Raw genomic sequence first — 21862 nt, forward strand, 5'->3', positions numbered from 1 at the left:
ACCTCGTCAATGCCGCTCAACTATTGCCGACACTTCGAATGTGGCTTTTTCATGACAATGCTTCGGCGAAAGGCGGTATGGTTTCTGCTCTGCTGAGATGGGTTGCAACGGGTTCAGTATGACGCTCGCCATCGGTCATTACTTCCCAAATCTGTGGATGTGTCGAGCGCACTTCCGCCAGCATCGTAGCCGTTTCGATGAAAGCCGGTTGGCGACAACCGTGATATTCGACCGTGGGACCAAGCTTATGAAAGTTGATCCCATTCATTCGAAATAGGCGGAGCAGACGAGGATCAAGAATGGCGAGAATGTGGGTATGGCCTGCTTTCAAGCTCATGCGCACCACTCCTTGAATTAGCCAGAGCCGAAGAACATGCGGGATTGATCGCATGAAGCTGAGGCGGTGGCGCGAGATCGCAAAACGTGACCCCTCACCGCAACGCGCGAGGTGGAGTTCTTTTGATAGAGAAATGTTATAAAATCGTAATATAGGGAAGCTTTCTTCTGATCTATCTGCCTTAGGCAAAACTAGCCGCACGGTGCCAACGATTGTGCCACTCTGACGATGGCAAAGTATCATGTGTTGGGCATGAGCGTCGTATTCATCCATTTCTAGACCGTTTATGCCGCTAAGAAAGTTGTTCTCGACGCAATATACTTGGTAGCGGAGCCGGTAGGCTTCATGACGTAGAATGTCGTTATCGGCCGGAATGATCTCGAACTCAGACTTGGTGATCGCGATATCATCAGCCAGGGATGTCGTAACCATGTCAGTTTTTCTCCTAGGTTAGTTTGCCTTTTCAATGAATGTCGTGAAAGCTGCCCGGTCATTAGTGATATCGGGAACGGTCATCTTCTTAACTTGCTTGCCTCCAAAAGCGGCGGCGCCCTGCGTTACGATTAGGGTCTCTATGCTATGTCGGGTCGCTCGTGCTGATAGCGAAGTACGGGGCGCGCCTATGCGCCCTATGAACGCCACCCCTTGCGGATCGCCAAGCCCGAGACGGAAAGCAGCCATGAAGTCTGCCCGCACAGGGTCAGTTGGATTTTTTTCCTCCCATGCAAGGCGCAACGGACGCTGCAGAGGCTGCATGGCGAGGCCGAGCTGCGCCGCGGTCAGCCAGAAACGTTGCACTGCCATGCCTCCCTTGATTATAACCTCATCGCTTTGATCTCCAGGCTTTATCGGATGGATCGCAAAGCATGCGGCGCTTGCTAGGATGGGTAGAGTTTCGAGCCGCCAAGCGATGAATCTGGCAACGCCAGGTATAGCGCCAAGAGATGGGTGCGCGCGCGCAATTCGGCTAAATTTTTGCGCAAGCCAACCAAGACCGAGTGTAGCGGATGGGATGGCGGTTGAACTGCGGGGGTTGTCCCAATCAAGCTTGGCAAGGTTTGCACGAAGACGCTCTTGGCGGCCAAGCATCTGCCGGCTTGCGCGAGTTGCAAGCGCGGAGATTTTCCTGCGCGCCGGCAGAGCTTCATGCCAGGTGAGCGTAAATTCCAATCCCAACGCAGAGGTAAGCGCGGATTTTTCTTCGACGGAAAGTGGACGGACATCATAGGGGTGACGATCAACGCTTCGGGTCGGCAGATGGGAAAAGAGTGGGTCAAGCGAAACGCTGGCATCGCGGTGAAACTGCACCAACAACTGATTTCCTAGTTCCGCGTCGGCTTTCCGCCATTCCATGCGGAGGCCGAAAGCAGACGCCGCAATGCGTAAGCTCTCAAGCAGCATTCCAGCCGCAAACAGCGTTTCACGACGGGCTGTGGCGTTGAAGCAGAGATCGACAACGAAATTTGTAGCGCCGGTTAAATTAAACCGCCATGGTTGGGTATTGCCCGGACTTGGTGTCCAACGGGCGTAATTGATAATTTCCTCTAGCACCGTATGCGGCGTCTCTGGCTGTGTGGAAGTGGCGTGCTTGCGTGCGGCATTGTATATGCGCTGAGCTAGAGCAATTTTTACTCGCTGCCAGGGACCGTCGAGCCCACGTGGGAGATGAGAGACTACCAATTTGTTGCGATAGGCGTCGTAATGATGGTGGTATGGCGCTGCCTGGACTTCGCCACGACGAAGCAATAATTTGATAGCATTCACTGCGGTAATGCCGGCGCAAATTTGGCATGCAGCTCCTGTAGAGGGGCCTTTGTGAGCCGGCAGATCAATCGCTTTCGGCTCGACAAGGTAGGCCCGATGCAGACCACGTGGGGCGAGGCCGACTAGAAATCTTAGAAATCGGTCATTATTCGATTTATTCTTAAAACCGAAATATTGCTCAAAGCTCATTTTTCCTGGTAGAAAAGCTAGGCAGCCTGCACCCATCCCGATTGGCGCCGCACACAACGCTGGAATCCCAAGCTCATAGCAGCGCGCATAGACCAAATTTCTTATTTCTATTTCAAAGAAATCGAATCCATCTACAAAAACATCCACTCCATCAAGAAATTTATCAATATTTTCTGATGTCACTCCAAATTCAAATCGATTTAATTTAATTTCTGGATTTATTGAGAGCGCCATTTCAGAGAGCACGTCAATTTTTGGCCGACCTACGGTCTCGACATTGGCGCCAATTTGCCGATTAAAATTAACAATATCGAAACGATCAAAATCCGCGATATTAAAAGCGCCAATGCCAAAACGTGCCAATGTGAGCAAATGCACGCCGCCAACGCCCCCCATCCCTGCAATGGCGATACGCTTGCCACGCAAAGCCAATTGCTCCCATTCAGTAAGCCAGCCAATATTGCGGTCGAAAGCTGCGCTGTAGGAAAATTTCATGGTCACACATGGCCTCCAGAGTTAGTTGAAACAATTAGACGATGAGGTTTAGGCGCCTCCCTAGCATAGATAAATATCTCTCATTAGAAGATAAACAAATATTAATATATAAAATTTACTGTCTGATTTACTGAACAAAGTTTTTATACATTTATATATTTGTTCATTGCCCATAATTTTTATAAATTACTGATCTAATTTGCATACATTTCAAATTACTTCGGGATAGAAAAAATATTATATTATGATCATAAATTTTCCGCACGCCTCACGGTTGCATATTTTTGCTAAAAATTGGTTACTGATTGCGGCGGAGTAGAAATTTATCCGACCAGCGGCTATGCCGCGCTGGGGCCTGGCCACGCATAAGTTTCGTGTTTGAACGCCCTATTGCTTCTCTGACTCTATCGCCGAGCCAAGTGACGCCAGGGGAGGAATCCTGAGCATGATCTGAGCGCATACAAAAAATCTTGATGAGCCATCGATAATTTAATAAATTTTAGCGTGACATTTTTTAAGATTTGGATTATTTAAATTGTCTGTCTGGGCAGGTAGCATTGCTGAGGCTTGTTTTTCGGGACTTAGGTTGTCGACATCCATCTCGGCTTAGATTCCGAAGAGGTAAGATAAAAATGATCGCGCCCAAAATCAGCCATTTAGCAGATATGATGATCGAGAAATTCGGAAACGAAGCTAGCGGTCACGCAATGCAGCGTGCGCTAGAAATGCATAAAAGCGGGGACGCAGACGGAGAAAGTCTTTGGCTAAAGATCTTTGAAAAGATCCGCGAAATACAAGATGATTCTAATAATATTAAAATAAACTGAAATTTAGGTGCATTATTCAAGCTGGAAGTTTCTGAGTTAAATTACATAAGTTACTTGAGAAAAGCGCATGAATGCACTGCTCAACGCACGCCGCTCGCTTGCTTTCCTTCAAATCCACCAAAGCGTTTCGGCACTCCCATAGCATGAGCAAAATGAGACCAAATGTTTCCAATTCATTATCAACCTTTGATTGCATTATAACCCCCATCTATCAACTCCCTGCCGTAAAACACGACCTTGTCAGCAAATCAAGAGAAATCTGCGTAGAACGCAAAATTTTAATTCGAGGCAGGTGCTATGCCAGCCGGTCGAAAGAGGGACTCGTCAATCGAGAGCGGCCATCTGGTATTTGCTTGATTTTGCGCGCAGCCGCCATGCCAACCCGATGCGCATACCAGTCAGCGGTGCCATTGATCGGTATTACGCCTCACTCGCCGGAGAGATCGCGCCGCCGCCGGTCAAGCTCCTCGCTATAGCGGCGCAGCGCGTATTGCTCGGTGAGCAGGCCGATGACACGGCGGTTTTCCAGACTGTCGATCACCGCCAGCGCGTCGCTTTCCGCCCGCTCGAAGGCGCTGATCGCGTCTTTGACGCTCATTTGTGGCAAAAGCGCCTGGTCGGCGTGATGGAGGATGTCGGCGAGCGTGCTCGCGCCGTCCACGGCGTGGGCCTCGGCGACCGGGATGATGCCGGCATAGCGGCCCGACTGATCGACGATGATCACGCGTTGCTCCGAGCCGAGCGGAAAATCGCGGCGGAAATTGGCGAGCGGCGTGTCGATGCGGACCGTCCGCACCTCGCGGCGCATCATCCGCCCGACCGTGAGATTGCGGATCCAGCCGACATCGACGGCACTGCGGATCGCTTCCCCGCGCAGATGGAAGCGCCAGGTCGCGAAGGAGTAGCCAAAGGTGCGGCGCACGGTGAGCGCCGAGACCACGGAGGCGGCGAGCACGGCGATGGTGAGCGGCAGGCTGCCGGTGCTCTCGAGCGCGAGAAAGCCCATGGTCAGCGGCCCCCCGACGATCGCCGTCGCGAGCCCGCTCATGCCGACGACGGCGCAGACCACGCCGGGGAGCAAGGTTTTCACGGTCAGCGCCGCGAGGATTGCGGCGAACAGCTTGCCGAGCATGGCGCCGAGAAAGAGGGAGGCGAAAAACAGGCCGCCGCGAAACCCCGAGCCGATCGAAATCGCCGAGGCGGCGGCCTTGAGCGCGACCAAAAGTGCGAGAAACGGCAGCGAATAGGGGGCGTTGATGCCGAGATGGAGCGCCGCATGGCCCGAGGAGAGCACTTGCGGCGTCACCAGCGCCATGATCCCGACCGCGAGCCCGCCGATCGCCGGGCGCGCCCAAGCCGGCACGCCGCTATGGCGGAACACTTCCTCGGTCAGGGTCACCGCGCGCATGATGGCAACGCCGAACAAGGCGCAGACCATGCCGAGCGCCAGCACCGGGATATAGTCGAACGGCGGGATGGTGCTCGGCAGGATAAGCTCGAAGCCGCCCGGGTCACCGAGCAGCCAGCGATCGACCGCGATCGCCGAAATCGAGGCGACCGCGACCGGCGCCAGCGTCATCAGCGAATAGGTGCCGATCACCAATTCGAACGCATAGAACGCCCCGGTGAGCGGGGCGTTGAAGGCCGCCCCGATCGCGCCCGCCGCGCCGCAGCCGACGAGGAGACGAAGATCGTTGCGCCGCACCCGGAAGCTGCGCCCGAGCCGCGAGCCGAGGGCGGCGCCGATCTGGCTGTAGCCGGCTTCCAACCCCACCGAGGCGCCGACGCCGTTGGAGAAAATCGTCTGCAGCACGACGATCAGGCTGTCATTGAGCGACATGCGCCCGCCATAGAGGGCATTCGCCTCGATCGGGTCCACCGCCCGGCGCGGCCAAAAACGCGCGACCGCAAGGCCGGAGAGCCCGAGCACGAGACCGCCGAGGCTCGGCACCAGCAGGAGACGGCCGCGATCGAGCTTGGCCATGCCGCTCAACCGCTCATGGCCGTAGATCAGGAACAACGCATGATGCATCTCAAGCGTTGCGATATTCATCACGACGACACAGAGCCCGGCGCCGCAGCCGACCAGGGCTGCGAGCACCACCAGCCAGATTTCGTCGGCGCGCACCAGGGCGCGCAGCGTCTGCGGGACATGCAGGACGATTTCGCCGAGTGGCCGCCGGGGACGGAGCGGCAGCGGCCGGTCGCGCCGCGCTGCTGCCCCCGAGGGGAAGGGAAAAACGCTCATCCCGGCGCCGCCCGGCCGGTGCCGGCGATGTGATGGGCAGAGGGGGGGCGTGACAAAAAACTTTTCCCGTCCCAAAACCCTGACAAAGCCGGCTGCATCTTACGGAAATCTCTGGATGGAGGTCATCGACGCCAGACAGTCTAGAGTCAATATGGTGAATCAGGCGTTTTGATGACCAGTTTTTTCACCAAATTGTGGCGAGGCGCGAGCGATCCAGAGGCGTTCCTACCCTATTCGGCGGGCGCTATTCGGCGGGTGCTGGCGGCGCCTCCTCCAACGCGCGGTCATGCGGCAAAAGCAGAACGATGATCAACGCGACGACGGTCGCGCCGGCGATGACGAAAAGCCCGCTGGTGAAGGTGCCGGTATAATCCCGAAGCGCCCCCATGACATAAGGGCCGGCGAAGCCGGAGAGATTGCCGATCGAATTGATCACCGCGATCCCGCTCGCCGCGGCGGTGCCGGAGAGGAAAGCGGTGGGGAAGGTCCAGAACACCGAGATCGCGGCAAAAATGCCGAAGCCGGCGACGGAAAGCAGAACCATCTTGGCGAGCGGATCGCTGAGGACGGCGGAAGCGGCGAGACCGACGGCGGCGGCGATCAGGGCGATCGCCATATGCCCCTTGCGCTCGCCCAGGCGATCCGAACGCCGCCCCCAATAGACCATGCCGAGCGTGCCGATGACATAAGGAATGGCAGTGACGAAGCCGGTTTGCGCGTTGTTCAGCCCGAATGCCTTGACGATCTGCGGCAGCCAGAAGGTGAAGCCGTAATTGGCCGCGACCGCGCCGAAATAGATCAAGGCGATCGCCAGCACGCGCGGGTCGATCAGCGATTCGAGAATGGTATAGCGGCGCGCCCGCTCGCGCGCGGCTTGTTCGGCGGCCATACGCTCGGTCAACCATTGGCGTTCCTCGGGCGCGAGCCAGGCGGCGTGATCGGGGCGGTCGGTGAGATAGAACCAGCAGACGAAACCGAGCACGATCGCCGGCACCGCCTCGAGGATGAAAAGCCATTGCCAGCCGCGCAGACCAAGCATGCCGTCGGTATAGAGAATGAGCCCGGAAACCGGCGCGCCGATCACCGAGGAGAGCGGGATCGCGGCCATGAAATAGGCGACGACGCGGGCGCGATAGACGCCGGGAAACCAGAGCGTGAGATAGAAGATGATGCCGGGGAAGAACCCGGCCTCGGCGGCGCCGAGCAGGGTGCGGACGACATAGAAGCTGGTCTCGCCCGAAATCAGTGCCATCGCCCCCGAGAGGATGCCCCAAGAGATCATGATGCGGGCGATCCAGCGGCTCGCCCCGAACCGGTCGAGCGCGAGATTCGATGGCACCTCGAACACGAAATAGGCGAGAAAGAAGATGCCGGCGCCGAAACCGAAAGCGGTCTTGGACAAATGCAGATCGGGGATCATGGTCAGCGCCGCAAACCCGACATTCACCCGGTCGAGATAGGCCGCGAAGTAACAGAGGATCAGGAACGGCACCAGGCGGCGCATGACTTTGGCCATGGTCCGGGTTTCGATCTCGTTCACGCCGTTATCCTCCCTGGTTTCTTCGCCCCGCCACAACGCCATAATTTTACTGCCCGAGCAAGCGGATCAGGGGCGGCGGGCGGCGAAAAAGGCGCGTAACAGCGCCGCGCATTCGCCCTCGCGCACGCCCCCCACCACGTCTGGGCGATGATGGCAGGAGGTTGCCGCGAACACCCGCGCGCCATGCTCGACGCCGCCGCCCTTGGGGTCGTAGGCTCCGAAGATCAGGCGGCGGATGCGAAAGAAACTCGCTGCCTGGGCGCACATCGGGCAGGGTTCGAGCGTCACCACGAGATCGCAGTCGGGAAGCCGCGCAACACCGAGCGATGCTGCCGCCGCCCGCAGCGCCAGCATCTCGGCATGGGCGGAGGGATCGGCGCGCGCCTCGGTTTCATTGCCGGCCACCGCAAGGAGGGTGCCGTCTGCCGCGATCACGGCGGCGCCGACCGGCACCTCGCCGCGCGCCCCCGCTGCCCGCGCCGCTGCCAGCGCCGCGTCCAGCGCCGCGCCGGCGGCGCGCATCACTTGCCCCGTCCGCGCCGGGCGTCTAGATCTCCGCTCCGGCGCTGGACACTGCCCAACGGACAAAAGTTTTTTGGTTCTTTTTTTCCAAAAAAGAACAATTCTTCTTCCCCTTTCCTCACCTGCGTGGACCCGTTCGCCATGGCCTTTCGCCGTCCCGTCATTGGTCTTACCCTCGATGCCGAGCCACCCGGCGGCTATTCGCGCTGGCCGTGGTATGCGCTGCGCGCCAACTATGCCAGCGCCATCGAAGCGGCGGGCGGCCTGCCGCTGGCGCTGCCGCATCTCGCCGCTCTCGCCGAGGAGATGCTGGCGCGGCTTGACGGGCTGATCGTCACCGGTGGCGCTTTCGATGTCGATCCGGCGATTTACGGTGAAGCCGCGGCGCATCCCAGTGTCACCCTCAAATCCGCTCGCACCGAGGCGGAAATGGCGCTGCTCGCCGGCGCGCTCGCCGCCGACAAGCCGGTGCTTGGCATTTGCGGCGGCGAGCAATTGCTCGCCGTCATGCTCGGCGGCACCCTGGTCCAGCATATCCCGGACGAGATCCCGAACGCCCTCCCCCATGAGGGGCACGAGCCCGGCCATCCCATCAGTATCGTTGCGGACACGCGGCTCGCCCGCGCGACGGGCGCTGGCGCGATGCACGTCAATTCCTCGCACCATCAGGCGGTGCGGACGCCGGGTCGGGAGGCGATCGTCAATGCGTATGCCCCGGACGGCGTGATCGAGGGGATCGAGGCGCCGGGGCGGCGGTTTTGTCTTGGCGTGCAATGGCATCCCGAGTTTTTGACCGACCCTGGCGACGGCCGCCTGCTCGCCGCCTTCGTTGCGGCTTGCCGATGAGCGAGGAGACGAGGCCGGCGAGCGAACGACCAGTGGGCGAACGTATCGCGAAATTCCTCGCCCGCGCCGGCGTCAGCAGCCGGCGCGACGCCGAGGCGATGATCGCCGCCGGCCGGGTTGCCCTCAACGGCCAGGCGGTTTCCCATCCGGCGACCTTCGTTGCCGCCGACGATATCGTTCTGGTGGACGGCAAGCCGGTCGCGACCCCCGCGCGCACCCGGCTTTGGCGCTATCACAAGCCCTCCGGCCTCGTCACCACCCATCGCGACCCGGAAGGCCGGCCGACGGTGTTCGAGAAGCTGCCCTCGGCTCTCCCGCGGGTGATCAGCGTCGGCCGGCTCGATCTCACCAGCGAGGGGCTGCTTTTGCTCACCAATGACGGCGCTCTCGCCCGCCTGCTCGAATTGCCGGCGACCGGCTGGATCCGCCGCTACCGGGTGCGTGTTCATGGCGCCGTCGATCCGGCGCGGCTTGCGGCGCTGGCGCGCGGGGCGACCATCGCGGGGGTGCGGTATGGCCCGATCGAGGCCGGGCTCGATTCGCGGAAAGGCGAGAATGCCTGGCTTTCGGTCGCGCTGCGCGAGGGCAGAAACCGCGAAATCCGCAAGGTGATGGCGTCCCTCGACCTGGTCGTCACGCGGCTGATCCGGATCAGCTACGGCCCGTTCCAGCTCGGCCTCTTGCCGCGCGGCGCGGTCGAGGAAATCCCCGCCCGCGTATTGCGCGAGCAATTGCCCAAACCCGCCGTGTGATGCGGATCATCGCCGGCAGTCTGCGCGGCCGGCGCCTGCGCGCGCCGAGCGGGGAGGCGACGCGGCCGACCGCCGATCGCGTCCGCCAGGCGCTGTTCGATATGCTCGCGCACGCGCCCTGGGCGGAAAATGTCCTTGCCGACGCGCGGGTGCTCGATGGCTTTGCCGGCAGCGGCGCACTCGGCCTCGAGGCCCTCTCGCGCGGCGCGGCGAGCGCGGTGTTCCTCGAGCAGAGCGGTGCCGCCCGCGCCGCTCTTGCGGCCAATATCGCCGCGTGCCGGATGGAAGCGCGCGCCCGCGTGCTCGCCGCCGACGCGACCCGGCCGCCGCCGGGCACGCCGCAGACGCTCATCCTGCTCGATCCGCCCTATGGTCAGGGGCTGCTCACCCCGACTCTCACCGCCCTCGAGGCCGCCGGCTGGCTCGCGCCCGGCGCCCTGATCGCCGCCGAACTCGGCCGCGCCGAGCCGTTGCCGCCGGGGCTCGGCCCGCCGCTCGCCGAACGCCGCCATGGTGCGGCGCGGCTCGCGATCTGGCGGCGCTGACGCCCCTACGATCGCGCCGCGAGATGGCCGAGCAAGCGGATATGCGCGCGCAGACCATGCTCGAAACAGGCGAGTTCGAATTTCTCGCCGGGGCTGTGGATCTGGTCGTCGTCGAGGCCGAACCCCATCAGCAGGGTCTCCAACCCAAGCACGCGCTTGAGGCTTTCGACCACCGGGATCGAGGCACCACAGCCGATCAGGACTGGTGGTTTGGCATATTCCTCGGCCAAGGCGGCGCGGGCGGCGGTGACGACGGGAAGATCGGTCGCGACCGCGATGCCCGGCGCCGCGCCATAGAGGGCGTAGTCGAGTTTGAGATCGGGATGCACGCGCGCGGCAAGAAACTGCTTGAGCGCGGCGAAGATCGCTTCCGGATCCTGGCCGGGGACGAGGCGGAAGGAAATTTTCGCGCCGGCCTCGGCCGGGATCACGGTTTTTGCCCCCGGGCCGGCATAGCCGCCCCAGATGCCGTTGAGATCGGCGGTCGGGCGCGCCCAAAGCCGCTCGAGCGCGCCACGCCCGGCCTCGCCCGCTGGCGTTGCGAGCCCGACATCGCCGAGAAACGCCGCCACATCGAAGCCGAGCGCCGCCCAGGCGGCTTCCTGCTCGGCTGAAAGCGGCGCGACACCGTCATAGAACCCAGGGATCTGCACCACCCCCCGGGCATCGCGGAGCGCCCCGAGCGCCTGCACCAATTCATTGATCGGATTGCAGGCGATCCCGCCGAAAAGGCCGGAATGGAGATCGCGGGAGGCGGCGCGGGCGCGGATTTCGACATAGAGGAGACCGCGCAGGCCGGTGGTGATCGCCGGCGTCGTGAAATCCCAGAGATTGGTGTCCGAAATCACCGCCGCATCGGCCACGAGCCGCGCCCGCTCGGCCGCGAGGAACGGCTCGAGATGGGGGCTGCCGATCTCCTCCTCGCCTTCGAGCAAAACGGTGAGCCGGACCGGCATCGTGCCGGTCGCCGCATGCCAGGCGGCGAAAGCGCCGAGCCAGGCGGCGACCTGGCCCTTATCGTCAACCGCGCCGCGCGCGACCATCCGCTTGCCGCGCGGGCCATCGACGAGGGTGGGGGTGAAGGGCGGGCTCGGCCAGAGTTCGAGCGGCTCGGGCGGCTGCACATCGTAATGGCCGTAATAGAGGAGATGCGGGACATCGGCGCCGGTGCTGGGGCCGGGATGGGTTGCGAGCACCACCGGATGGCCTGCGGTCTCATGCAGGCGGGCCGCGAAGCCGAGCCCGGCGAGCCGCGCGCGCGCCCATTCCGCGGCCAGCCTGCAATCACCGGCGTGATCGGGCTGGGCGCTGATCGAGGGGATGCGCAGAAAATCGGACCAGGCGGCGATCGCCTCTGGCATCAGGGCCGCCGCTTTCGCGAGCGCTGCTTCAGTTGCCGCTCCGGTCATGAGTTCACTCCATAGGTGTTGAGAAACATCGCGACGGCGGCCTTGACCACGTCATCGACCCCGGTTTCGGCCGGCGCATCCTGCAGATTGAGCTTGTAGCGCAGCCAAAGGCGGGTCTGACAGAGGCAAAAGAACTGCTCGGCGGCGAATTCCGGATCAGCGACGGCGAGCGCCCCCGCCGCGGTGCGCGCCCGGAGCCAGCGCGCCATCTCGGCGATCGCCCGCGCCGGCCCCGCGTTATAGAAAGCGTTTGCGAGTTCGGGGAATTTCCGTGCCTCCGCCACCACCACGCGATAAATGGTGAGGCCGAGATCAGACAGCATCATCTCGACCATCCGCCGGCCAATCCGCTCGAGTGTCGCAACGGCATCGGTATTCTCGTCAGAGCCGGCGAACACCTGGCAGAGATTGCGCGCGCAGGCCGCCTCGACATAGGCCGCGAAAAGCTGCGCCTTGCTCTCGAAATGGTTGTAAAGCGTGCCCTTGGAGACATTGGCGGCCGCCGCGATGCGCGACATGCTGGCGCCTTCATAGCCGTCACGCGCGAAGACGTCGGCCGCGCCCGCGAGGATGCGTGCCCGTTTTTCCGGCGACAGAGCATCGGCAACCAGCATCGAGACTTTCCTTCTTGACATTGGCGTGAGTTTGCGGATTGACGATGCGGCGAGATCGGTGCATTTGTCAAAAGTGACTGAACCGATCGGTCAGGCGAGGGTGCGCCGCGGCGCGCAGAAGATTTCGGTTCTTCGGATCGGGTTTGGAGGATTGGACCATGCGGGGCTCGGGACGCGATCTGGCGCGGCGACGGTGGGGCCGCGTCGCGGTTCTGACCATTCCCATGCTCGGCGCCTGCACCGTCGGGCCCGATTTCACCCCTGAAAAACCCTGGTGGCAGCCCTCCTCCTGGTCGAGCACGAAACCGACGGCGCCGGTCGAGAGGGCAAGCCTGGTCGACAACAAGCCGATCGACCCGAAATGGTGGGATCAGTTCCAGGATCCCGAGCTGTCCCGTCTGGAACAAAGGGTTGCCTCGGAAAATCTCGATATGCGGATCGCCGATATGCGCCTTGGGGAATCGCGGAGCCAGCTCGGCATCACCCAGGCCAATCAATATCCGATCCTCAATGCCGACGGCTCCTATTCGCACCAATATCTGAGCCCGAACGGCGTCATCGGGCTGTTCCCGCCGGCCGGGGCGACCAGCAGCGGCGGCGGCTTCGGCGGTATCGCGCCGGGAACGACAGGCACCAGCTTCGGCTCGCTCGGCAGCTCGGCAGGCGGCACCGCCGGCACGCTTGGCGCTATTCCCGTGCAAGGCACCACGATCCCGCCCTTCAACCTTTATCAGTATGGCTTCGATGCCGCCTGGGAGATCGATTTCTGGGGCCAGGTCCGCCGTCAGGTGGAAGCGGCCAAAGCCATGGTGCAGGCGACCGAGGATCAGCGGCGCGACGCCCTGGTCTCGATCGAGGCGGAACTCGCGCGCGATTACATCAATCTCCGCGGCACCCAGCGCACCCTCGCGATCACCGAGGAAAACCTCGCGAGCGCCAATCAGAGCCTCGACCTGACCCGCCAGCGCGCCAGCGGCGGCCTGACGACCGACCTCGACGTCGCCAACGCCGAAGCCCAGGCCGACAACATCGCCGCGCAATTGCCGCCACTCCGCCAGCAGGAAGCGGAGCTGATCAACGCCATCAGCGAATTGCTTGGGCGTGAGCCCGGCGCGCTCAAGGCAGAACTGGCCGAGGCCAAGCCGATCCCGCCGGTGCCGCCGAGCGTGCCGATGGGCCTCCCCTCCGAACTCGCGCGCCGCCGCCCCGATATTCGCGCCGCCGAAGCGAGCCTCCACGCCGCGACCGCGCAAATCGGCGTCGCGGTCGCCGATTTCTTCCCCAATGTCTCGCTCACCGGCAGCTTCGGCATCGCGGCCCTCAATGCCTCCCAGCTCGGCAGCTTGCGCTCGGAGCAATATGGCGTCGGGCCGACCGTGAGCCTGCCGATTTTCCGCGGCGGACAGCTCGTCTCCACCTTGGCGCTGCGCAAGCAGCAGCAAAAAGAGGCGGCGCTGACCTATCAGAAAACCGTCTTGCAGGCGCTCCACGACGTCGATAACGCGCTCACCGCCTATAATACTGAGCAAAAGCGCGAGGAAGAGCTGACCAAGACCGTCACCGCCGCGCGGCGCGCCCTCGATCTCGCGCGTCAGCGCTACGTGCAGGGGGTCGCGACCTTCCTCGACGTCTTGACCGCGCAAAGCGTGCTGCTCGGCGCCGAACTCCAGCTCGCCCAGAGCACGACCCTGGTCTCGACCAATCTCGTCCTGCTTTATAAGGCGCTCGGCGGCGGCTGGGAGCAGAGCTATCCTCTGCCGCCCGAGCAACAAACCGCCGAAAAAGCGCATCAGCCGAGCCTTTGACCGCCTTTGACCGCCTTTGACCGGGTCTTCTGGGTTGGTTAGGCTGATTTAAGCAGGTGGGTTCTTTTTTGAAAAAAAGAACCAAAAAACTTTTGCCTTTTTGGTATGCGCTGCGTCTCCTTTCCGGGGGACGGCTGTTTTTCGATGCTTCTCTGAGAAACTAGGGATTATCTGATGTCATTTCGCATCGCCGCGCCGTGGCTCGCCGCTATTCTTCTTCTCACCGGGGCACCGGCTTGGGCACAATTCGGCCCTGGCGGGCCGCCGGCGGTCGGCGTCGTGCGCGCCGAGCCGCACGCGGTGACCGAAACCTCCGAATTCGTTGGCCGCATCCAGGCGACCGACCGCGTCAATCTCGTCGCCCGTGTCACCGCCTATCTCGAACAGATGACCTTCGTCGAAGGGGCGGAAGTCAAGAAAGGCGATCTCCTCTATCGCCTGGAACAGCCGCCGTTCGAAGCCGATGTCGAGGCTAAGGCGGCGACCATCGCGCAGATGCAAGCGCAGTTGCAAAACGCCGCGATCACCCTCCACCGCGCCGAAGCCCTCCTCCATACGCCGGCCGGCCAGCAATCGACGGTGGATGATGCGCGCGCCAATCAGCTCTCCTATCAGGCGCAATTGATGCAAGCGGAGGCCAATCTGCGGATTTCGCGGATCAATCTCGATTACACCGAAATCCGCGCGCCGATCGATGGCAAGATCGGCCGCACCGCGGTCACCATCGGCAATGTCGTGAGCCCCTCATCGGGGACGTTGGCGACGATCGTGAGCCAGGATCCGATGTATGTGGTGTTTCCGATCTCGGTGCGCGCCGCCCTCGATCTCCGCCAGCGCTATCACGACAAAGGCGGCTTGAATGCCGTCGTCATTCGCGTCCGCCTCCCCGATGGCCGGATCTATGACCAGGTCGGCAAGGTCGATTTCGTCGACAATACGATCTCCGCCAATACAGACACGATCACGCTCCGCGGCGTGATCGCCAATCCACGCCTGCCGGGTATCGATGCCAGCGGCGCCAAAACCAACGTCGCGGCGCGCGAATTGACCGATGGCGAATTCGTCAGAGTTCTCCTCGAAGGGGTCGAGCCGATCACCGCGCTGACCGTTCCTCGCGCCGCCATTCTCTCCGACCAGTCCGGGGATTATGTCTATGTCGTTGGCGCCGGCAACAAAATCGAGCAGCGGCGCTTGCAACTCGGCCAGTCGACGCCGACCGAGGCGGTGGTGTTGAAGGGGCTCGATGCCGGCGCGATGGTGGTGGTCGACGGTGTGCAGCGCGTCCGCCCCGGCCTCGTCGTTGCGCCCGGCCCCGCCTCGCCGCCGCCGAGCGCCAAGACGGCGGCGAGCAGTTCCGACACGAAGCGGGAGTGAGCCGATGATCTCCGCGATTTTCGTCGATCGCCCGCGGCTTGCGGTGGTGATCGCGATCGTCACCACGCTCGCCGGCATCCTCGCCATGCTGCGCATTCCGGTTGCGCAATTCCCCGATATCGTGCCGCCGCAGGTGACGGTGACGGCAAGCTATCCCGGCGCCTCGGCCGATGTCGTCGAAACCAACATCGCCCAGCCGATCGAAAGCCAGGTGGTCGGCGTCGATCGCATGCTCTACATGAAATCGAACAGCGGCAATGATGGCAGCTACACGCTGAACACCAGCTTCTCGCTCGACACCAACCCCGATATCGACGTCGTCAACGTCAATAACCGGGTGCAGACGGCGATGTCGCAACTCCCGGCCGAGGTGCAGCAGGAAGGCTTGGTGGTGCAAAAGAAATCCGCCGCCGTCCTGCAATTCATCATTCTCTATAGCGAGAACGGCAAGCAAGATCCGTTGTTCATCACCAATTATGTGATCATCAACGTTCTCGACAAGATCTCCCGCACGCCCGGCGTCGGGCAGGCGTCGCTGTTTGCCAAGATGAACTACTCGATGCGGATTTGGTTCGACGTCCAACGCCTCGTCAGCCTCAATCTTTCGCCCTCCGATGTCATTGCCGCCATCCAAGCGCAGAACATTCAGGCGCCGGTCGGGCGCGTCGGCGCGCGGCCGATCGGCCCCGATCAGCAATTCCAGCTCAACGTCCAGACCCAGGGCCAGCTCAAGACCGCGAAGCAATTCGGCGAGATCGTGCTGCGCGCCTTTCCCGATGGCTCGGTGTTGCGGGTGCGCGATGTCGCGCGGGTCGAGATGGGGGCGCAGAACGAGGACAGCGAAAGCCGCATCGATGGTCGCCCCGGCGTTCCGATCGGCATCTATCTCTCGCCCGGCGCCAATGCCGTTGCCACCGCCGCAGCGGTGAACCAAACTCTCGCCGATCTCAGCAAGCGCTTTCCCGACGGGCTGAAGGCGCGGGTGATGTATGACAGCACCACTTTCGTCTCGGACACGATCCACGAGGTGATCCGCACCCTCACCGAAGCGTTTCTGCTGGTTGTGCTCGTCGTCTATCTTTTCCTCGGCAATGCGCGTGCGACCATCATTCCGACGGTCGCGGTGCCGGTGAGCCTGGTTGGCACGTTTGCCGCGCTTCTTGCGCTCGGCTATTCCGCCAATACCGTCTCGTTGCTCGCGATGGTGCTCGCGATCGGTATCGTCGTCGATGACGCGATCGTCGTCGTCGAGAATGTCGAGCGGGTGATGGAGGAGGAGCCAGAGATTTCCCCCGCCGCGGCAACCAAGAAGGCGATGCGCCAGATCACCGCGCCGATCATCGCGATCACCCTGGTCCTGCTTTCGGTGTTCGTGCCGATCGCGTTCATCCCGGGGCTTTCGGGGACGCTGTTTCGTCAGTTCGCCGTCACCATCAGTGCCGCGATGCTGATTTCGGCGATCAACGCGCTGACCCTCTCGCCCGCGCTCTGCGCCGTCTTTCTTCGCCATACCGGCAAAAGACGCGGGCCGATCGGCCAGGTGCTGCGCGGCATCGATTTCCTGCGCGACGGCTACGCCGCGATCGTGCGCCGGCTGCTGCGCTTCTCCGTTCTCGCCGTGCTGCTGATCGCAATCTTCGGTGTTGGCATCTGGGAATTGTCGCGCCACACGCCGACCGGGTTTTTGCCCGAGGAAGATCAGGGGGCGTTTTTCATCGCCGTGCAATTGCCCGATGGCGCCTCGGTCGCGCGCACCTCGGAGACGACGCGCCAGGTCGAGGGCATTCTCGCGAAGATGCCCGAGGTCGAACACACGCTCTCGATCATTGGTTTTTCGCTGCTCGATTACGTCTCCGAACCCAATGCCGCGTTCATGGTCGCCCGCCTCAAACCCTTCGCCGACCGCAAGGGGGCGGCGAGTTCGGCGCAAATGCTGATCAGGAAAACCTTTGGTGCCGCCCAGGGCATCCGCTCGGCGATCGTCTTCCCCTTCAACTTGCCGCCGATCATCGGGCTCTCCACCTCCGGCGGCTTTGAATACGAACTCGAGGGGCTGGAGGGGCAGGATCCGGTGACGATGGGCAGCGTCATGAACGGATTGCTCGCGGCCGCCAACCGCGATCCGCATCTCGCCCGCGTCTTCTCCACCTTCACCGCGACCAACCCCTCGATCTATCTCGATATCGACCGCGAAAAGGCGCAAGCGCTCGGCCTCAATATCAGCGACGTCTTCACCGCGCTGCAAGCGACGCTCGGCGGCATCTATATCAATAATTTCAGCCTCTATGGCCGCACCTGGCAGGTCAATATCGAGGGCGAGGCGGCGAACCGGCGCGATCTCTCCGATATCTGGCAGATCTATGTGCGCAACAATGTCGGGGCGATGGTGCCGCTCCGCTCGATCGCTGACCTGCGCATCATCCAGGGGCCGCAGGTGATCATCCGCTACAATAATTACCGCGCGATCTCGATCCTCGGCAGCCCCGCGCCCGGCGTTTCCTCGGGCGATGCGTTGGCGGCGATGGCCGCGGTCTCCGCCAACACGTTGCCGCCGGGCTACGCGTTCGAGTGGACCGGCACCGCCTATCAGGAGCAGCTCGCCTCCGGGCGCACTGGCTTCATTCTCGCGCTCGCGGTGTTGTTCGCCTATCTCTTCCTGGTCGGGCTTTATGAGAGCTGGGTGATCCCGATTCCGGTCCTCTTGTCGGTGACGGTCGGCGTGGTCGGCTCGTTCATCGCCCTTCTGGTCTCGGGCCTGTCGCTTGATCTCTATGCTCAGATCGGCCTCGTCGTCCTGATCGCGCTGGCGGCGAAAAACGGTATCCTGATCGTCGAGTTCGCGAAAGAGCGACGCGAGGAGGGGCTTCCCATCCACGAGGCGGCAGCCCTCGGGGCCAAGATGCGGTTTCGTGCCGTGATGATGACCTCGGTCGCCTTCATCCTCGGCCTCGTGCCGCTGGTGTGGGCGGAGGGCGCGGCGATGTTGAGCCGGCGTGGCATCGGCACGGCGGTGTTCGGCGGCATGATCGCGGCGAGCGCTATCGGCATTTTTCTGATCCCGATGCTCTATGTCACCTTCCAGACCCTCCGCGAGCGGGTGAAAGCGCGGTTTTCACGCAAGCGTGCGCACACCCATGCCGAAACGGTGGGAGAATAGCGGGCGGCGCGGCGGGGGGCTTGGCCTCGGGCGCCGGGCGCGCCAATCTGTCTTGAAGATGCCCATGGGACGTGGAGAGCGAGAGCAATGACCAAATTCGGCTTGGCCCAACCGGTGCGGCGGGTGGAAGACCCGCGCCTTCTCAAAGGCGAAGGTCGCTATACCGACGATATCACCCCGCCCGGCACGCTGATCGGGGTGGTATTGAGGAGCCCGCACGCCCATGCCGCCATCACCCGGATCGATGTCGCGCAAGCGCGCACGCGCCCCGGCGTGGTCGCGGTCTATACCCATGCCGACCTTGCCGAGGACGGGCTCGGGACGCTGCCTTGCGCGATCCCGCTCAGCAACCGTGATGGCAGCCCGCGTTTCGATCCGCCGCATCCCGTGCTCGCCGACGGCACCGTGCGCCATGTCGGCGACCCGGTTGCCTTCATCGTCGCCGAAACCGTCCAAGCGGCGCGCGACGGCGCCGAGGCGGTCGAGATCGAGTATGACATTCTGCCCGCGGTGACCGATCTCGCGCACGCGACCGAAGCGGGACAGCCGCGGGTCTGGGCGGGGGCGGCGGGCAATGTCTGCTTTGACTGGGAAACCGGCGATCGCGCCAAGACCGAGGCGCTGTTCGCCAAGGCAGCGCACGTCACCCGCCTCACGGTCGTCAACAACCGCGTCGTCGTCAACAGCATGGAGGCACGCGCCGCACTCGCCGAATTCGACTCGACAGCCGGGCGCTGGACGCTGACCACCAACACCCAGGGCGGCTGGGTGATCAAGCAGTTGCTCGCGGACGCCATCTTCAAGGTCGGCGCCGACAAATTCCGCATCATCACCCCCGACGTCGGCGGCGGTTTCGGCATGAAGCTCTTTCTCTACGCCGAGCATGTCCTCACCTGCTATGCCGCGCGCAAGCTCGGCCGGCCGGTGAAGTGGCGCTCCGAACGCAGCGAGGCCTTTCTCTCCGACACGCAAGGCCGCGCCAATGTCACCCTCGGCGAAATCGCGCTCGACGCCGATCACAAATTCCTCGCGCTGCGGACCAAGAACTACGCCGATATGGGCGCCTATCTCTCGACCTTCGCGCCCTTCATCCCGACCGGCGCCGGCACCAAGGTGCTCGCGAGCGTCTATGGGTTCCAGGCGATCTACGCCAATGTCATCGGCGTTTTCACCAATACCGTGCCGGTCGATGCCTATCGCGGCGCGGGAAGGCCGGAGAGCAATTATCTCGTCGAGCGCTTGATCGATGCCGCGGCGCGTGAACTCAAGCTCGACGCCATCGAGCTGCGCAAGCGAAACATCGTCCAGCCTGCGGCCATGCCCTACACCTCGGCGATGGGCCAGACCTATGACAGCGGCGATTTCGCCCGGGTGATGGAGGCAGCGCTCGGCAAGATCGATTACGCCGGCTTCCCCGCCCGCCGCGCCGAGGCGCGCCGGCGCGGCCGGCTGCGCGGCATCGGCCTCGCCTATTACCTCGAAGCGACCGGCGGCGCGCCGAGCGAACGCGCCGAGATTCGCTTCGCCGAGGATGGCGGCGTCGATCTCTATGTCGGCACCCAATCGACCGGCCAGGGGCATGAAACCGCTTACGTCATGCTGACCGCCAACCGCCTCGGCATCGACCCCGAGAAAATCCGCGTCCGCCAGGGCGATACCGACGAAATCCCGACCGGCGGCGGCACCGGCGGCGCGCGCAGCCTCTATTCCGAAGGCCAGGCGATCCTCGCGACGGTTTCGACGGTGATCGAAAAGGGCAAAGCCGCGGCCGCCGAGATGCTCGAGGCGAGCGTCGCCGACATCGTCTTCGACGATGGCCAGTTCTCGATCGTCGGCACCGATCGCGGCGTCGATATCCTGGCGCTGGCGCAGCGGCTGCGCGAAAACCGGGCGGCGGGGCGCGAGGTTGAACTGCTCGATACCGCCGAGGTCGCGCGCATCGACAGCCACACCTTTCCCAATGGCTGCCACATGGCGGAGGTCGAGGTCGATCCCGAGACCGGTGTCACCCATGTCGTGCGTTATATCGTCTGCGACGATGTCGGCCGCGCGATCAACCCGATGATCGTGCGGGGCCAGGTGCATGGCGGCGTCGCCCAGGGAATCGGCCAGGCGCTGCTCGAAAACACCGCCTATGATCCGCAATCCGGCCAGTTGCTGGCCGGGAGTTTCATGGATTACGCGGTGCCGCGCGCCGATGATCTGCCTGATATCGAGGTCGACCTGATCGAGGTGCCGTGCGGCACCAACCCGCTCGGCGTCAAGGGCGCCGGCGAGGCCGGTGCGGTCGGCAGCCCGCCGGCGGTGATCAACGCTCTCCTCAACGCGCTCGCCGAACGCGGGGTCACCGCGATTGACATGCCGGCAACGCCTGAACGCGTCTGGCAGGCGCTGCACCAGAGCCGCGCCGCCGCCTGAGGGCGCAAGGCGCGGGCCTGGGGCAAATCCGGCCCGCGCCTTAGAGCAAGGTAGGTTTTGATTGAACCATCCTGTTCAATCAAAACCGGCCAACTTGCTCGCCAAAATAGGTGTAGAGCGTGATCGACTTAAACCGATCGCGCTCTAGAGCAAGGTAGGTTTTGATTGAACCACTCTGTTCAATCAAAACTGGCCAACTTGCTCGCCAAAATAGGACTAGAGCGTGATCGATTTAAATCGATCGCGCTCTAGTCGGGAAAGCCGATGAAGGTTGCGACTTCGTCGAGTGGCGCGCGGTCGGTGCGCAGCGCATTGGCCGGCGCCGCTTTGTCTTCATGGCCGATGGCGATCGCGGCGAAGAGCACGTGCTCCGTGGGGATGGGGAGAAAGCGGCGGACGATCCCGGGATAGCGCGACCAGCATTCCTGGGCGCAGCTTTGCAGCCCTTCTTCGAGCAAAAGCAGCATGACGCTTTGCATCCACATGCCGAGATCGGCCCATTGCGGCGGCCCCATGAAGCGCGGCGTATGGATGAAAAGTGCCGCCGGGGCGCCGAAAAACTGGTAGTTTTGCCCGAGCCAGCGCAGCCGCGCGGCCTTGTCGGCGCGCGGGATGCCGAGGGAAGCGTATAATTGCTCGCCATTGGCGAAGCGGCGGCTGCGGTAAGGCTCGGGGAGATGCGGCGGATAGATCGCGTATTCCGGCTCCGGCTCGACCGCGCCGTAGCTTTCCGCCATCGCCCGCTTGAGGGCGGCGAGCGGCGCGCCGGTGGCGGCGGTGATGTGCCAGGGCTGGACATTGCCGCCGGAAGGCGCGCGGTTTGCCGCAGCCATCACCCGCCGCACGATCGCGGGATCGACCGGCTGCGAAAGAAAGCCACGCACCGAACGGCGCCGCATCACCGCCTCTTTGACGTCCATCGCGCCCTTACCCCAATACGCTCTGCGCCCTTTATCGCGTCGAGCCGAGTGTCCTGCCCCTGACACGCGGTGGCATGTCAGGGATCCGCAGGCCACTGAC

At 62.8% G+C, this 21862-nt stretch carries 16 protein-coding genes; 8 read left to right on the forward strand and 8 right to left on the reverse strand.

The genetic code is table 11. From position 1 onward, the window contains the following. Positions 1 to 49: 49 nt before the first annotated feature. Positions 50 to 769 carry a GNAT family N-acyltransferase gene (locus DEF76_RS04150; protein WP_114911246.1) on the reverse strand — a complete coding sequence of 240 codons (720 nt, stop codon included), beginning with the start codon at positions 767 to 769 and terminating at the stop codon, positions 50 to 52. Between the two features lie 18 nt (positions 770 to 787). Then, positions 788 to 2785: a ThiF family adenylyltransferase gene (locus tag DEF76_RS04155; RefSeq protein ID WP_240319214.1), complete on the reverse strand. Its 1998-nt coding sequence runs from the start codon at positions 2783 to 2785 to the stop codon at positions 788 to 790. A 632-nt stretch (positions 2786 to 3417) separates the two neighbouring features. On the opposite strand from DEF76_RS04155, the gene DEF76_RS04160 reads away from it, so the two are divergent. After that, positions 3418 to 3612: a hypothetical protein gene (locus tag DEF76_RS04160; protein WP_114911248.1), complete on the forward strand. Its 195-nt coding sequence runs from the start codon at positions 3418 to 3420 to the stop codon at positions 3610 to 3612. A 427-nt stretch (positions 3613 to 4039) separates the two neighbouring features. On the opposite strand, the gene DEF76_RS04165 is transcribed toward DEF76_RS04160, so the two are convergent. The 3 genes from DEF76_RS04165 to DEF76_RS04175 all read right to left on the reverse strand — a co-directional run bounded on the left by DEF76_RS04165 (position 4040) and on the right by DEF76_RS04175 (position 7922). Next, positions 4040 to 5860, reverse strand: coding sequence for a chloride channel protein (locus DEF76_RS04165; protein WP_114911249.1), 1821 nt, complete (start codon positions 5858 to 5860; stop codon positions 4040 to 4042). 244 nt (positions 5861 to 6104) lie between these two features. After that, complete coding sequence (locus tag DEF76_RS04170; RefSeq protein WP_114913649.1) at positions 6105 to 7400, reverse strand: MFS transporter; 1296 nt, start codon at positions 7398 to 7400, stop codon at positions 6105 to 6107. A 66-nt stretch (positions 7401 to 7466) separates the two neighbouring features. Next, complete coding sequence (locus DEF76_RS04175) at positions 7467 to 7922, reverse strand: nucleoside deaminase (RefSeq protein ID WP_114911250.1); 456 nt, start codon at positions 7920 to 7922, stop codon at positions 7467 to 7469. Positions 7923 to 8063: 141 nt separating this feature from the next. On the opposite strand from DEF76_RS04175, the gene DEF76_RS04180 reads away from it, so the two are divergent. The 3 genes from DEF76_RS04180 to rsmD are packed head-to-tail and all read left to right on the forward strand — an operon-like array spanning position 8064 to position 10065. Then, positions 8064 to 8768: a gamma-glutamyl-gamma-aminobutyrate hydrolase family protein gene (locus DEF76_RS04180; protein ID WP_114911251.1), complete on the forward strand. Its 705-nt coding sequence runs from the start codon at positions 8064 to 8066 to the stop codon at positions 8766 to 8768. Continuing rightward, on the forward strand, positions 8765 to 9520 hold the full coding sequence (locus DEF76_RS04185) for a pseudouridine synthase (protein ID WP_114911252.1): 756 nt from the start codon (positions 8765 to 8767) through the stop codon (positions 9518 to 9520). The genes DEF76_RS04180 and DEF76_RS04185 overlap by 4 nt, the downstream gene beginning before the upstream one ends. Then, on the forward strand, positions 9520 to 10065 hold the full coding sequence (rsmD, locus tag DEF76_RS04190) for a 16S rRNA (guanine(966)-N(2))-methyltransferase RsmD (protein ID WP_240319102.1): 546 nt from the start codon (positions 9520 to 9522) through the stop codon (positions 10063 to 10065). The genes DEF76_RS04185 and rsmD overlap by 1 nt, the downstream gene beginning before the upstream one ends. Positions 10066 to 10070: 5 nt before the next feature. On the opposite strand, the gene DEF76_RS04195 is transcribed toward rsmD, so the two are convergent. Next, entirely contained in the window at positions 10071 to 11474 is a 1404-nt protein-coding gene (locus tag DEF76_RS04195) for a M20/M25/M40 family metallo-hydrolase (protein WP_114911254.1), read from the reverse strand. Next, positions 11471 to 12088 (reverse strand): TetR/AcrR family transcriptional regulator, encoded by a 618-nt coding sequence (locus tag DEF76_RS04200; protein WP_162800474.1) that lies wholly within the window; start codon positions 12086 to 12088, stop codon positions 11471 to 11473. Before DEF76_RS04200 ends, DEF76_RS04195 begins: the two co-directional genes overlap by 4 nt. A 158-nt stretch (positions 12089 to 12246) precedes the next feature. Between DEF76_RS04200 and DEF76_RS04205 the strand changes: the two genes are divergently transcribed. From DEF76_RS04205 to DEF76_RS04220, 4 genes are all read left to right on the forward strand, one after another. Beyond that, positions 12247 to 13893: an efflux transporter outer membrane subunit gene (locus DEF76_RS04205; RefSeq protein WP_114911256.1), complete on the forward strand. Its 1647-nt coding sequence runs from the start codon at positions 12247 to 12249 to the stop codon at positions 13891 to 13893. Positions 13894 to 14067: 174 nt separating this feature from the next. Beyond that, positions 14068 to 15267, forward strand: a complete 1200-nt coding sequence (locus DEF76_RS04210) for an efflux RND transporter periplasmic adaptor subunit (RefSeq protein ID WP_114911257.1) — start codon at positions 14068 to 14070, stop codon at positions 15265 to 15267. A 4-nt stretch (positions 15268 to 15271) separates the two neighbouring features. Next, complete coding sequence (locus DEF76_RS04215; protein WP_114911258.1) at positions 15272 to 18424, forward strand: efflux RND transporter permease subunit; 3153 nt, start codon at positions 15272 to 15274, stop codon at positions 18422 to 18424. Positions 18425 to 18511: 87 nt separating this feature from the next. Further along, positions 18512 to 20842, forward strand: a complete 2331-nt coding sequence (locus tag DEF76_RS04220) for a xanthine dehydrogenase family protein molybdopterin-binding subunit (RefSeq protein ID WP_114911259.1) — start codon at positions 18512 to 18514, stop codon at positions 20840 to 20842. 248 nt (positions 20843 to 21090) lie between these two features. Here the strand turns inward: DEF76_RS04220 and DEF76_RS04225 are convergent, their stop codons facing one another. Further along, positions 21091 to 21762: a nitroreductase family protein gene (locus DEF76_RS04225; protein WP_114911260.1), complete on the reverse strand. Its 672-nt coding sequence runs from the start codon at positions 21760 to 21762 to the stop codon at positions 21091 to 21093. Between the last annotated feature and the right edge of the window lie 100 nt (positions 21763 to 21862).

It is taken from the genome of Acidibrevibacterium fodinaquatile, from assembly GCF_003352165.1.
GTDB lineage: Bacteria > Pseudomonadota > Alphaproteobacteria > Acetobacterales > Acetobacteraceae > Acidibrevibacterium > Acidibrevibacterium fodinaquatile.

Bases quoted from the DNA above. Each gene is read 5' to 3' on its own strand.
- DEF76_RS04155 (WP_240319214.1), bottom strand. From the start codon at position 2,785: ATGAAATTTTCCTACAGCGCAGCTTTCGACCGCAATATTGGCTGGCTT.
- DEF76_RS04165 (WP_114911249.1), bottom strand. From the start codon at position 5,860: ATGAGCGTTTTTCCCTTCCCCTCGGGGGCAGCAGCGCGGCGCGACCGG.
- DEF76_RS04195 (WP_114911254.1), bottom strand. From the start codon at position 11,474: ATGACCGGAGCGGCAACTGAAGCAGCGCTCGCGAAAGCGGCGGCCCTG.
- DEF76_RS04175 (WP_114911250.1), bottom strand. From the start codon at position 7,922: ATGCGCGCCGCCGGCGCGGCGCTGGACGCGGCGCTGGCAGCGGCGCGG.
- DEF76_RS04225 (WP_114911260.1), bottom strand. From the start codon at position 21,762: ATGGACGTCAAAGAGGCGGTGATGCGGCGCCGTTCGGTGCGTGGCTTT.
- DEF76_RS04210 (WP_114911257.1), top strand. From the start codon at position 14,068: ATGTCATTTCGCATCGCCGCGCCGTGGCTCGCCGCTATTCTTCTTCTC.
- DEF76_RS04220 (WP_114911259.1), top strand. From the start codon at position 18,512: ATGACCAAATTCGGCTTGGCCCAACCGGTGCGGCGGGTGGAAGACCCG.
- DEF76_RS04160 (WP_114911248.1), top strand. From the start codon at position 3,418: ATGATCGCGCCCAAAATCAGCCATTTAGCAGATATGATGATCGAGAAA.
- DEF76_RS04215 (WP_114911258.1), top strand. From the start codon at position 15,272: ATGATCTCCGCGATTTTCGTCGATCGCCCGCGGCTTGCGGTGGTGATC.
- DEF76_RS04205 (WP_114911256.1), top strand. From the start codon at position 12,247: ATGCGGGGCTCGGGACGCGATCTGGCGCGGCGACGGTGGGGCCGCGTC.
- DEF76_RS04200 (WP_162800474.1), bottom strand. From the start codon at position 12,088: ATGCTGGTTGCCGATGCTCTGTCGCCGGAAAAACGGGCACGCATCCTC.
- DEF76_RS04150 (WP_114911246.1), bottom strand. From the start codon at position 769: ATGGTTACGACATCCCTGGCTGATGATATCGCGATCACCAAGTCTGAG.
- DEF76_RS04180 (WP_114911251.1), top strand. From the start codon at position 8,064: ATGGCCTTTCGCCGTCCCGTCATTGGTCTTACCCTCGATGCCGAGCCA.
- rsmD (WP_240319102.1), top strand. From the start codon at position 9,520: ATGCGGATCATCGCCGGCAGTCTGCGCGGCCGGCGCCTGCGCGCGCCG.
- DEF76_RS04185 (WP_114911252.1), top strand. From the start codon at position 8,765: ATGAGCGAGGAGACGAGGCCGGCGAGCGAACGACCAGTGGGCGAACGT.